Consider the following 12,312-nt stretch of genomic DNA (forward strand, 5'->3'; position numbering starts at 1 on the left):
GGAGGTCGCCCGGCTGCGCGAGCGCGTCCGCGCCGCTTTGCGCCGCCTGCGCAAGGGCCGCCGTCGCGGCTATCTCTACGAGCAGCCCTGGTACGTGCTGATCGGCCCGCCGGGATCGGGCAAGACCACGGCGCTGCTCAGCTCCGGCCTGAACTTCCCGGCCGACCAGCTGGACGGCGAGACCACGCCGGTCGGCGGCGTCGGCGGCACCCGGCTGTGCGACTGGTGGTTCGCGGACGAGGCGGTGCTGATCGATACCGCCGGGCGCTACACCACCCAGGATTCCGACAAGGCGGTGGACCGCGCCGGCTGGGAAGGGTTCCTCGACCTGCTGCGGCGCACCCGCAAGCGCCAGCCCATCAACGGCGCCGTCGTCGTCGTCTCGCTGACCGACATCGCCGTCGCCGATCCCGGGGCGCGGGCCGCCCACGCCCGCACCGTGCGCCGGCGGGTGACCGAGCTGTCGGACCGGCTGCGCCTGCGGGTGCCGGTCTACATGGTGTTCAGCAAGGCGGACCAACTGGCCGGCTTCAACGAGTATTTCGACGACCTGGACGCCGAGGGCCGCGGCCAGGTCTGGGGCATGACCTTCCCGGTCGCCGGCGGCGTCGACGCCTTCACCCCCGAGTACCGCCTGCTGCTGGACCGGCTGGATGACGGGCTCTATGAGCGGCTGCAGGCCGAGCGCGCGCCCGACCGCCGGGCGCTGCTGGGCGGCTTCCCGCTGCAGCTGGCCAGCCTGCAGGAGCCGCTGGCGGATTTCCTGGGCCAGGCCTTCGGCGGCACCCGGCTGGACCCGGCGCCGTTCCTGCGCGGCGTCTACATCACCTCCGCGACCCAGGCCGGCACGCCGATCGACCGGCTGACCGGCATGCTGGCCCGGTCCTTCGGGGTCGACCAGAAGCGCGCCCCCAGCCTGAAGCCGGTGGCCGGGCGCAGCTATTTCCTGAAGCGCATGTTGGGCGAGGTCATCCTCGGCGAGGCGCTGCTGGTCTCGACCAGCTCGAGGCGGACGCGGCGGATGCGCCTGCTGCGCATCGGCGCGCTCGGCACCATCGCCGCGGCGACGCTGGTGGTGTCGGTCGGGCTGTGGCGGGCGGAGGCGACCAACCGCGTGGCGGTCGAGCGCGCCGACGAGGCCATCGCCGGCTTCCGCCAGCAGCTGGCCGGGGTCAGCCTCGACCAGGTTTCGGATGACGATCTGCCGTCGATCGTGCCACTGCTCGACACCGCCCGGGCGCTGCCGCGCGAGCCGGCGGGCCGGCTGTCCGACCTGTTCGGCCTGTCGCAGGCGGAGAAGCTGGAGGCGGTTGAGCGCGGGATCTACCACCGGGCGCTGGAGCGGATCCTGCTGCCGCGCCTGATCTGGCGGCTGGAGCAGCAGATGCGCGGCCAGATCGACAATCCCGACTTCCTGTACCAGGCGACGCGGATCTACCTGATGCTCGGCGGCGCCGGCCCGCTCGATCCCGCCCTGGTGCGCGACTGGATGGCGCTGGACTGGCAGGCGCGATTCCCCGGCGTGCTGAACCAGCAGATGCGGGAGCATCTGGCGGCCCATCTGGACGCGCTGCTGGCGGACCCGCTGCCGGCGGTGACGCTGGACGGCACGCTGGTGGAGACGGCCCGTGCCTCCTTCAGCCGGGTGTCGCTGGCCGCCCGGGTCTATGGCCGGATCCGGCCGGAGGCATCGGCCGCGGCGGTGCCGGGCTGGAACCCGGCGGCGGAGCTCGGCTCCGCCGGGGCGCAGCTCTTCACCCGAATCTCCGGCAAGCCGCTGACCGAGGGGATTCCCGGCTTCTACACCGCGGCGGGCTTCCAGACGGTGCTGCTGCCCCGGCTGGCCGGCGCGGCCAAGGCGGTGGCCGACGAAAGCTGGGTGCTGGGCCGCACGGACGCGGTGCCGACGGACGAGGCGGCGCTGCGGACGCTGGAGCGAGACGTCGTCGCCCTCTACGCCGCCGATTTCCAGGCGCAGTGGGATTCCATGCTCGGCGACCTGGCGCTGGCGCCCTTTGCCGACCGGCCGTCGGCGATCCAGGCGCTCTATGTGCTGTCCTCGCCGCAGTCGCCGATGCGCGACCTGCTGGTGTCGATCGCGCAGCAGCTGACGGTGATGCCGGCCCCGCCGCCGGCCGGGGGCAGCGATGCGGCGGCGGAGCAGCAGCGCAAGGCGCTGGCCGCGATGATCGGCGCGGCGACACCGGACAATGCGATGCCGGCCGTCGACGCCCTGGACCGGCATTTCCGGCCGCTGAAGGACTTCGTCGGCGACGGCGATGCGGCGCCGATCGCCGGCGTCACCCGGCTGATCAACACGCTGCAGCAGGAGCTGGCGCAGCTCGGCCCCGACGCGGCCAATGTGCCGGCGGCGCTGCAGGGCAGCGGCGACCCGGTGCAGCTGCTGCTGGCGGAATCGCAGCGTCAGCCGGCGCCGGTGTCGCGCTGGCTGCAGCAGATCGCGGCCTCCGGTCAGTCGATGATCGGCAGCAGCGTGCGGCATGCGGCGGCCACCGCCTTCTCCGGCGCCGACGGCCCCGGCCAGTTGTGCAAGGCCGTGGTCACCCGCCGCTTCCCGTTCTCGCCGTCGGCGAGCGAGGATGCGCCGCTGGACGATTTCGCCCGGCTGTTCGGGCCGGACGGGCTGTTCGACAGCTATTTCCAGGCCCAGATCCGCCCCTTCGTCGACACCAGCGGCGCGGTCTGGCGGCTGCAGCCGGTCGGCGGCGTCACCCCGCCCGTCAGCCAGGCCACGCTGGCCCAGTTCCAGCGCGCCGCGGCGATCCGGGACGCCTTCTTCCCCGCCGGCGGCAACCAGCCGCAGATCCGCTTCGACCTCGCCCCGGCCTCCGCGGCTGACGGGTCCGGGCCGGCGACCCTGACCCTGGGCGGCACCATCATCGCCACCACGGGCGACCAGGCCCGCCAGGCGTCGCTGACCTGGCCGGGGGCGGACGGCATGAACCCGGCGCGGATCTCCTTCGACCAGGCCGTCGCCGATTCCGGCCTCGGCCAGACTCTCGGCGGCGCGCCGGTCGACGGCAGCCTCGGCGGGGGATCCATCGGCGCCAGCGGCCCCTGGGCGCTGTTCCGGCTGCTGCAGCAGGGGCGGCTCTCGCCCTCCGGCCGGCAGGAGGAGTTCGTGCTGACCTTCCGCTCCGGCGCCAGCCAGGCCAGCTTCACCCTGCGCGCGGGATCGTCCCGGAACCCGTTCGCCCGGGACCTGCTGAAGGGCTTCCAATGCCCGGTGCTGCAATGACCGGGGTACCGGCGGACAGCCCGGCGGTCGGCTTCTTCGGCAAGATCCCCTCCCGCGGCGATTTCCTCTGCGTCGGGCTCTCGCTCGGCTTCATCCAGGCCTGGGACGGCTGGCTGCAGCGCGTCCTCGCCGATGTCCAGCGGTCGCTGGGCGAGGGCTGGGCGGAGGTGTGGCGGGTGGCGCCGGTCTGGCGCTTCGCCCTGCCGTCCGGCCAGTGCGGCCATCGGACGGTGCTGGGGCTGTGGATGCCCAGCGTCGACCGGGTCGGGCGGTGCTTTCCCCTGACCATCGCGGCCGAGGGCGCGGATTGCGGCGACGCGTTCCTCGACGCGGCGGAGACGATCGGCCGCGAGGCGATCTCCTACGACCTCGGGCCGGAGGATGTGATGGGCCGGCTGCGCGATGCCCCCACGCCGTCCCCTGTCCCGGCTTCCACCGGTGCCGCAGCACGGTGGTGGAGCGCGGGCGGCCCTCTGGCGGCGGCGGCCGAGCTGGTGCTGGACACCCTGCCGGACAGCGCCGGTTTCGCCCGGATGCTGGGACGGTGAGCAAGGGGCTCCGCCACTGGGCGGCCTCGCATCCCGGGGCAATCCGTCTGCAGAACCAGGATGCCTATCTGTGCCGGCCGGAGCTCGGGCTGTTCTCGGTCGCCGACGGCGCGGGCGGCCATGTCGAGGGCGACGTCGCCTCCGCCCGGGTGGTGTCCATGCTCGGCGAGATCCCGGGCGACATGTCGCCGCCCGAACGGCTGGCCGCGGTGCGGGCCCGGCTGCATGCCGCGCACGGCCTGCTGCTCGAGCAGGGACGGATGCGGGTGCCGCAGGCGACGCTGGCCACCACCGTCATCGTGCTGATGGTGCATGGCGACCATTTCGCCTTCCTCTGGGCCGGGGATTCCCGCGGCTACCTGCTGCGCGACGGCGCGCTGCACCGCCTGACCTCCGACCACAGCGTGGTGCAGGAGCTGGTCGATTCCGGCGCGATCACGCCCGACCAGGCCGAGACGCATCCGCAGGGCAACGTCATCACCCGGGCGCTCGGCGCCGGCGGCCCCGACCTCCTGGTCGACAAGGCGCTCGGGACAGCGCAGCCGGAGGATCGGTTCCTGCTGTGCAGCGACGGCCTGTACAAGGCCGTCGGCCCGGACGAGATCATGGACATCCTGGCCGGCGACGGCGATATCGCCCAGCGCCTGGTCGACGCCGCGCTGGCCCGCCGGGCCCGCGACAATGTCACGGCGGTCGTCGCCGCGCTCTGACGATCCGGAAGTCTGGATAAGTCCGGCCTTCTACCTGTATTGGGAAGATTGATCGGATTTTCTGTTGTTACTTTTTATTGCTCGAATTTCATTGGCGAAGATTACGGATGTAGCCGATCGATCATAGGAAAATCCACGCCGGCCGGTATGTTTCTGTCATGGCATGGGATGCCGGGGCCTCGACCACGGACCTGGCATCGGCTTGGATGGAGCGTTTTCGATGGCTGAGTTCGGGGAATTGTTCTGCACCGCCGCGGATGTGGCGGGCGCGGTCATGGGAGCGGTCACCGGCACCGAGAGCGTGGCAGCCAATCTGGCGGCTGATGCGAACTGGTCGGTGCCGGGCCTCGCGGCCATCGCCCCGGTCTACGAGGCGGCCATGCTGATGGCCCGGCGGGGCCAGGTCGAGATCCTGCCCAATCTGCACTTCGCCGCGAACGGCCACGACGAGGCGCCGAGCCCGGTGACGAAGCGGTACCTGCAGAGCCGCACCTACAAGAAGATCGCGGCTGGCGTGTGGGGTGTGGCCGGCGCCGCGTCCTCGATCCCGGCGCAGAACTTCGACGGGTTCAGCGCCGCCCGGCATATCAATGCCGGAGTATCGACCGGTGCCCATATCTACCGGCTGCTGCAGATCGCCAAGCGCTACCGGCAGTCACAGACGATCGCCGAATGGTGCAACCGGGTGCTGAAGGCGAAATACGCCAAGGCCGGCATCCGCGGGGCCCAGCTGGCGGGTTCGCTGATCCCGATCCCCGGCGCCCAGGCGGCCCTGGGCGGGGCGGCGGCGCTGGGCAGCCTGGTCACGACCCAGACCTTCAACGGCACCTGCATGGCCGCGGCGGCGGAGATCCACTGGCGGGCCTTCCAGGAGACCACGGTCGCCGGGCGGACCGGCGGCGGCACCGGCCCCGCGACCCAGATCATGAACGAGCTGTTCCGCCGCCGCACCGCCACCCGCATCCTCGGCTCCTACGACGTCGCCGCGCTGATCCGCGAGCCCGGCGGCTGGATGGCGGTCGGCGACAAGATCCTGCTGATCTGACCCCTTCGACGGCGCGGCCGTTTTCACGGCCCGTAGAACAGACAACCGCCCGCCGGGTCCTCTCGGCGGGCGGTTCCGTTTCCGGCGCCAGGGCGGGCACGCTGTCGCCGATCTGCCGTCCCGACGGCAAAAAGCCCGGCGACGGGAGGCGTCGCCGGGCCGGGCATGGAATGGAAGAGGGCGCGTCAGGTCAGCTGCGCCGTCTCCAGGTCATAGGTCGAGGTGAAGTTCTGGCCCTCGGTCGCGTCGTCCTTCATCTGCTTGGTGCTGAAGGCGACCTTGGTGAAGCTCAGCGTCAGGGACTCGCCCGGCCGGTCGGAGCCGCCCATCGAATAGTCGCTGATCAGCGTATTGGTCAGCTCGAGCGACAGATAAACGTCCAGCTTGCCCTTGTCGGTGCGGACGAAGTCGATCTTCACGGTCTTGCCGTGGCCGCCAAGGGCCTCGGCCATCAGCTTGCCGGTGGCGACATCATTGTCCTTGGTGACGGTGACCTGGCCGACCGACGGCGCGGTCGATTCGCGATCGGCGGAGGAACCGACCGTGCTGGACAGCGCGCGGCCGACGCCCCACTGGAAGGAATGGCACTCGATCCAGTCCTTGTGGCCGGTCTCGGTCACGTCGCCGGTGATGGCGTCGTACTTCATGTAGATGGACATGGCTGCAACCCTTTCGTCTTATTGCAGGTGGCACAGGAAGGCGCCGGAGCCGTCGATCGCGACCGTGGCCTGCTCCACCGGCCGTCCTTCCGCCATGCGGGCGAGGAACTGGGCCGACAGGTCCGGCAGCAGGGTCTTGGTCAGCAGGCTTTCGATGGCGCGGGCGCCGGCGCTGGCATCGGTGCAGCGCGCGACGATGGTGTCGACCAGCTCCGGGCCGTAGCGCAGGGCCGCGCCGAACTTGTGTTCGACCCGCGCGGCGATGCGGTCGAGCTGCAGGGTGGCGACCTGCCGCAGCGTCTCCCTGGCCAGCGGCAGGTAGGGCACGACCGTGACTCGGCCGAGGAAGGCGGGCTTGAAGCTCTTCGCCAGCTCCTCGCGCAGGGCTACGCCCAGGCCCTCGGCGTCGGGGGCGGTCTCCGGGTCGGCGAACAGCCGGGCGATCAGGTCCGTCCCGGCATTCGAGGTCATGATGATGACGGTGTTCTTGAAGTCGATGTCGCGGCCTTCGCCGTCCTTCATCGCCCCCTTGTCGAACACCTGGAAGAAGATGTCGTGGACGCCGGGATGCGCCTTCTCCATCTCGTCCAGCAGGATGACGGAGTAGGGGCGGCGGCGCACCGCCTCGGTCAGGATCCCGCCTTCGCCGTAGCCGACATAGCCGGGCGGGCTGCCCATCAGCAGGCTGACCTTATGCTCCTCCTTGAACTCGCTCATGTTGATGACGGTCAGGTTCTGCTCCCCGCCATACAGCAGCTCGGCCAGGGTCAGCGCCGTCTCGGTCTTGCCGACGCCGGAGGTGCCGACCATCAGGAACACGCCGATCGGCTTGCGCGGGTCGGTCAGCCCGGCGCGCGAGGTGCGGATCGACTGGGCGATCGCCTCCAGCGCGTGGGACTGGCCGACGACCCGCCGCTCCATCGCCTCGCGGAGATTGAGCACGGTGCGGATCTCGTCCGACCGCATGCGGCCGGCCGGGATGCCGGTCCAGCTCTCGACGATCTCGGCCACCGCCTGGGCGTCGACCACCGGGAACACCAGTGGCTGCTCGCCCTGCAGGCCGCGCAGCTCGCCCGCCAGGGCGGCCAGGTCGCGCTGCAGGGCAGTGGGGTCGGGCTCGGCCTCGACCTTCGCCCGGGTCTCGCCGATCGCGGCGGCTAGGCGGCGCTCCTCGCCCCAGCGTGATTCCAGGGTCGCCAGCCGTGCAGCCAGCTGGACCGATTCGGCCTCCAGCGCCGCCACGCGGGCGCCATGGTCGGCGCCGGACAGCAGCTCCCGCCGCAGCACGCGCAGCTCGGCCGCGATCAGCTCGATCCGGCGCCGCGTGTCCTCGACTGCCGGCGGCGGGGCCGCCTGGCTCATCGCCACCCGGGCGCAGGCCGTGTCGATCAGGCTGACCGCCTTGTCCGGCAGCTGCCGGCTGGGAATGTAGCGGGCGGAGAGCTTCACGGCGGCGTCCAGCGCCTCGTCCAGGATACGGACGCCGTGGTGCTGTTCCAGCGTCGGCACCAGGCCGCGGATCATGGCCACGGCGATGTCCTCGGACGGCTCGTCCACCTTCACAGTCTGGAAGCGGCGGGTCAGCGCCGCGTCCTTCTCGAAGTACTTCTTGTATTCGGCCCAGGTGGTGGCGGCGATCACCCGCAGCTCGCCACGGGCCAGCGGCGGCTTCAGCAGGTTGGCGGCGTCGCCCTGGCCGGCGCCGTTGCCCGCGCCGATCAGGGTGTGGGCCTCGTCGATGAACAGGATCACCGGCGCCGGGCTGGCATTCACCTCGTCGATCACCGATTTCAGCCGGTTCTCGAACTCGCCCTTGATCCCCGCCCCGGCCTGCAGCAGGCCGAGATCGAGGGTGCGGATGGCGACGTTGGCGATGGCCTGCGGCACGTCGCCGGCGGCGATGCGCAGGGCCAGCCCCTCGACCACCGCGGTCTTGCCGACCCCGGCCTCGCCGGCGAGGATCGGGTTGTTCTGCCGGCGCCGGGTCAGGATGTCGACGACCTGGCGGATCTCGTCGTCGCGGCCGAGGATCGGGTCGATCCGGCCGGCCCGCGCCCGGGCGGTCAGGTCGACCGTGTACTTGTCCAGGGCCGCGCTGCCACCTGGGGCAGCGGCCGGTTGCCCCGGCCCGGCGGCGGTGTCCTGCGCCACCGGGGTCTCGGCGCCACCGGCGACGATGGCGGCGAAGTCGCGGCGCAGCATGTCGGGCAGGATGCGCCGCAACTCGGGCGCCGCGTCGCGCAGTCTTCCGCCCAGCGCCTCGTCGGCCAGCGCGGCCAGGACAAGATGGCCGGAGCGGACATGGCTGGCCCCGTCCTCGACCGAGGCGAACAGCCAGGCATCCTTGATCAGCTCGACCAGATCCGGGGACAGGCCCGGGGCCCGGCCGTTGCCGGTCTTCATCCGGTCCAGCGCCGCGGTCAGCTGGGCCGCCAGGCGGTCCTCCGCGATCTCGAAGCGGCGGGCGATCAGCGCGGCGTCCGACTGCGGCTCCTCGAGCAGCTGCAGCAGCCAGTGCTCGATCTCGACATTGTAATGGGTGCGGGACAGTGTCCGACCGGCCGCCGCCTCCAGCCCTCGGCGGGAGAGGTCGTTCAGTCGGTCGACCAGCGACCGCAAGTCGACAGCCGGCATCATCGCTCCTCAGCGTCGCCGTGACTCCACGGCCGATTGCCATCGAGATTTGTTGGCTCGTCGCTGAACTGTCCAGTCCAGATGGGTTACGCTGGTAACGATCTAAAGAAATAATGAAATAATCTAGTAATGCTCTTGAGCAGAAATGGGCAATGGAGAATGGACTCTTTCCATTCTTCCAGACGAGCGTGAGGATGCGGCGGTGCCGGATCGCGAAGATTTACTGGATGTGGAAAGTCTCCTGCTGCCGGTCTCGGAAGAGAGTCCGGCCGGCAGCGACCCCCGACTCGACGTCACGCCGCAGTCGCTCTACTTCCGCCTGCGCGACGCCCGGTCCGAGGCGCGGGCGGCGGAGCGGGTGGCCGACAACGATCCGGCGGCGGATGCGGGAAGCGGGCGCCACTGGCTGACGGTGCGCGAGCTGAGCCTCGAGGCGCTGGCCGGCACCGGCAAGGACATCGAGATCGCGGCCTGGCTGACCGAAAGCCTCGTGCGCACCGACGGGCTGGCCGGGCTGATGGCCGGCGCGCGGCTGATCGCCGGCCTCGCCTCCCGCTACTGGAATGACGGGCTGTTCCCCACGCCCGACGAGGACGGGATCGCCGGCCGCGTGGCGCCGGTCGCCGGGCTGAACGGCGAGGGCGGCAACGGCACGCTGCTGCAGCCGCTGCGCAAGCTGGTGCTGTTCGACCGGGCCGATGGCACGCCGCTGACCTATTGGCGGTTCGAGCAGGCGGAGGAGGCCGAGGTCCTGGACCCGGCCCGCAAGGCCCAGCGGCTGGCCGCCGGGGTGCTGCCCCTGGCCGAGCTGGAGGCCGAGGCCAAGTCGATCGGCCGGGACAGGCTGGCGGCGCTGCACGGGGACGTGGTCCGGGCGATCGAGGCCTGGCGCGGCATGGACCAGGCGCTGACCGCCGCGGCCCAGGCCGACTCCCCGCCGACTGGCCGTGTGCAGGAGCTGCTGGACAAGCTGCGGCGCACCGCCGAGCGCTATGCGCCACCCTCCGCCGAACCGGCGCCGGAGGCGGCCGAGGGGGCGGCAGATAAGGCCGAAGCCCCGGCCGGCGGCGAGTCCGGCCGGGTCCCGGCGGACCGGGCGGTGACGCGCGAGGAGATGCTGCAGCAGATTTCCCGCATCGCCGCCTATTTCCGGGCCAACGAGCCGCATTCGCCGCTCAGCTACACGCTGGAGGATGCGGTCCGCCGCGCCCGGATGGGCCTGCCGGATCTGCTGAAGGAGATGATGCCGGAAGCGGCGGCGCGGGCCTCGGTCCTGTCGGGCCTCGGCATCCGGCCGCTCCCGGAGGAATGAGGCGCGGCGCCGCCTTCCGAGTCCCACCGCCCCACTCTGCGCGCCCCGACCCGGCGCCCGATCATTCGAGGAGACATCCGATGAGTGCCAGCATTCACGAGAAACTCGGCCGCGTGCGCCGGCCGCGCGTCCACATCACCTACGAGGTCGAGACCGACGGCGCGCAGATCGTGCGCGAGCTGCCCTTCGTCGTCGGCGTCGTCGGCGACTTCTCCGGCGACCCGACCCAGCCGCTGCGGCCCCTGGCCGAGCGGAAGTTCGTGCAGATCGACCGCGACAATTTCGACGAGGTGATGCAGCGCCTCGGCCCCGGCCTGCACCTCAAGGTCAACGACAAGCTCAGCGACGAGGGCGGCTTCATGGCCGTCGATCTGAAGTTCAGCGGCATCGAGGATTTCGAGCCCGGCCGCGTGCTGGACCAGGTGCCGGCGCTGAAGGCGCTGCTCGAGACCCGCAACCGCCTGCGCGACCTGATGAGCAAGGCCGACCGGTCGGAGGAGCTCGAGCTGCTGCTGGAGCAGGTGCTGAAGAACAAGGACGACTTCGAGGAAATCTCGGGTCAGCTCGGTCTCAAGAAGGAAGGCTGAACCATGGTGGACAAGGTTCCCGCTCCCGAGGCGTCGGCCGCCGCGCCGGCCTCCGCCGCCACCGAGACGGTCGGCCTGCTCGACCAGGTCGTGTCGGCGACCAAGCAGACCGAGCCGGACCGCGCCCAGGACCTGGTGCGAACGCTGGTCGAGCAGGCCCGCGTCGGCACGGTCACCTTCGACCGCAACCTGACCCGCACGATCGAGCGCGCGATCAAGATCATCGACAAGAAGCTGTCCGACCAGCTCAACGAGATCGTCCATGATGCCAAGTTCCTGAAGCTGGAAGGCAGCTGGCGTGGCCTGCACTACCTGGTCATGAACAGCGAAACCGGCACGATGCTGAAGATCCGGATGATGAATCTCTCGAAGCGGGAGCTGAACCGGGATCTGACGCGGGCGGTCGAGTTCGACCAGAGCCTGATGTTCCGCAAGATCTACGAGAACGAGTTCGGCACCCCGGGCGGCGAACCGTTCGGCACGATCATCGGCGACTACGAGTGGACCAACCACCCGGATGACATCGAGACGCTGCGCCTGATGTCCAATGTCAGCGCCGCCGCCTTCGCGCCGTTCGTGTCGGCCGCCGGCGCCGGGATGATGGGCTTCGAGCAGTGGACCGAGCTGTCGCGGCCGCGCGACCTGGCGAAGATCTTCGACACGGCGGAATACCTGAAGTGGCGCGGCTTCCGCGACAGCGAGGACAGCCGCTTCGTGTCGCTGGTGATGCCGCGCGTCGTGGCGCGTCTGCCCTATGGCGAGCGGACCAAGCCGATCGACGAGTTCTCCTATGAGGAGGCGCCGATCGACGCCGCCGGCAAGCCCCTGCCGATGGACCATGAGCATTACTGCTGGATGAACGCCGCCTTCGTCATGGGCGTGCGCATGACCGAGGCCTTCTCGAAATACGGCTTCTGCACCGCGATCCGCGGCGCCGAGAACGGCGGCAAGGTCGACAACCTGCCGCAGCATATCTTCATGTCGGATGACGGCGACATCGACGCCAAGTGCCCGACCGAGATCGGCATCACCGACCGGCGCGAATACGAGCTGTCGAACCTCGGCTTCCTGCCGCTGTGCCACTACAAGAACCACGACTACGCCGTGTTCTTCGGGGCCCAGACGGTGCAGAAGCCGAAGGAGTACGACCGGCCGGACGCCACGGCGAACGCCCGGATCTCGACCCGGCTGCCCTACATCATGGCCACCGGCCGCTTCGCCCACTACCTGAAGATCATGGCGCGGGACAAGATCGGCAGCTTCATGGAGGCCGAGGACTGCCAGCGCTGGCTGAACCGCTGGATCGGCAACTACGTCAACATCAACGAGAACGCCGGCGCCGACAGCAAGGCCCGTTATCCGCTGCGCGAGGCCAAGGTCGAGGTGCAGGAGATCCCGGGCCGTCCGGGCGCCTACAACGCCATCGCCTATCTGCGGCCCTGGCTGCAGATGGAAGAGCTGACGGCCAGCCTGCGGATGGTGGCGCGCATCCCCGAGCGGGTCTGAGATGGCGCAGGCGGGGCAGCGTCCATCGGCCGACGCGGTGGGGCAGGGTGCT

General features: G+C 70.6%; 9 protein-coding genes. 7 read left to right on the forward strand and 2 right to left on the reverse strand.

The features are described from left to right. The 4 genes from tssM to P409_RS13030 all read left to right on the forward strand — a co-directional run. The coding region (gene tssM, locus P409_RS13015) for a type VI secretion system membrane subunit TssM (protein WP_034836813.1) at window positions 1-3,259 on the forward strand (3,259 nt) is incomplete at its 5' end. Then, entirely contained in the window at window positions 3,241-3,807 is a 567-nt protein-coding gene (gene tagF / locus P409_RS13020) for a type VI secretion system-associated protein TagF (RefSeq protein ID WP_081991477.1), read from the forward strand. The genes tssM and tagF, both read left to right, overlap by 19 nt. Further along, window positions 3,804-4,517: a PP2C family protein-serine/threonine phosphatase gene (locus P409_RS13025; RefSeq protein ID WP_034836822.1), complete on the forward strand. Its 714-nt coding sequence runs from the start codon at window positions 3,804-3,806 to the stop codon at window positions 4,515-4,517. The genes tagF and P409_RS13025 overlap by 4 nt, the downstream gene beginning before the upstream one ends. Window positions 4,518-4,737: 220 nt before the next feature. Next, the gene (locus P409_RS13030) at window positions 4,738-5,562 is read left to right on the forward strand and encodes a hypothetical protein (RefSeq protein WP_034836825.1); all 825 of its coding nucleotides are present in this window, start codon (window positions 4,738-4,740) and stop codon (window positions 5,560-5,562) included. A gap of 185 nt (window positions 5,563-5,747) precedes the next feature. On the opposite strand, the gene P409_RS13035 is transcribed toward P409_RS13030, so the two are convergent. Beyond that, entirely contained in the window at window positions 5,748-6,221 is a 474-nt protein-coding gene (locus P409_RS13035) for an Hcp family type VI secretion system effector (RefSeq protein WP_034836827.1), read from the reverse strand. A gap of 18 nt (window positions 6,222-6,239) precedes the next feature. Then, window positions 6,240-8,855 (reverse strand): type VI secretion system ATPase TssH, encoded by a 2,616-nt coding sequence (gene tssH, locus P409_RS13040; RefSeq protein ID WP_034836839.1) that lies wholly within the window; start codon window positions 8,853-8,855, stop codon window positions 6,240-6,242. Between the two features lie 229 nt (window positions 8,856-9,084). On the opposite strand from tssH, the gene tssA reads away from it, so the two are divergent. The 3 genes from tssA to tssC all read left to right on the forward strand — a co-directional run bounded on the left by tssA (window position 9,085) and on the right by tssC (window position 12,260). Further along, complete coding sequence (tssA, locus tag P409_RS13045) at window positions 9,085-10,167, forward strand: type VI secretion system protein TssA (protein ID WP_052120531.1); 1,083 nt, start codon at window positions 9,085-9,087, stop codon at window positions 10,165-10,167. 80 nt (window positions 10,168-10,247) lie between these two features. Further along, window positions 10,248-10,754 carry a type VI secretion system contractile sheath small subunit gene (gene tssB, locus P409_RS13050; RefSeq protein ID WP_034836833.1) on the forward strand — a complete coding sequence of 169 codons (507 nt, stop codon included), beginning with the start codon at window positions 10,248-10,250 and terminating at the stop codon, window positions 10,752-10,754. A gap of 3 nt (window positions 10,755-10,757) precedes the next feature. Further along, complete coding sequence (tssC, locus tag P409_RS13055; RefSeq protein WP_034836836.1) at window positions 10,758-12,260, forward strand: type VI secretion system contractile sheath large subunit; 1,503 nt, start codon at window positions 10,758-10,760, stop codon at window positions 12,258-12,260. The last annotated feature ends 52 nt before the right edge of the window (window positions 12,261-12,312 follow it).

It is taken from the genome of Inquilinus limosus MP06 (assembly GCF_000767795.1).
Taxonomy (GTDB): Bacteria; Pseudomonadota; Alphaproteobacteria; order DSM-16000; family Inquilinaceae; genus Inquilinus; species Inquilinus limosus_E.

Coding starts and splice junctions, on each gene's coding strand:
- tagF (WP_081991477.1), top strand. CDS start 3,241: ATGCCCGGTGCTGCAATGACCGGGGTACCGGCGGACAGCCCGGCGGTC.
- P409_RS13030 (WP_034836825.1), top strand. CDS start 4,738: ATGGCTGAGTTCGGGGAATTGTTCTGCACCGCCGCGGATGTGGCGGGC.
- P409_RS13035 (WP_034836827.1), bottom strand. CDS start 6,221: ATGTCCATCTACATGAAGTACGACGCCATCACCGGCGACGTGACCGAG.
- tssH (WP_034836839.1), bottom strand. CDS start 8,855: ATGCCGGCTGTCGACTTGCGGTCGCTGGTCGACCGACTGAACGACCTC.
- tssB (WP_034836833.1), top strand. CDS start 10,248: ATGAGTGCCAGCATTCACGAGAAACTCGGCCGCGTGCGCCGGCCGCGC.
- tssC (WP_034836836.1), top strand. CDS start 10,758: ATGGTGGACAAGGTTCCCGCTCCCGAGGCGTCGGCCGCCGCGCCGGCC.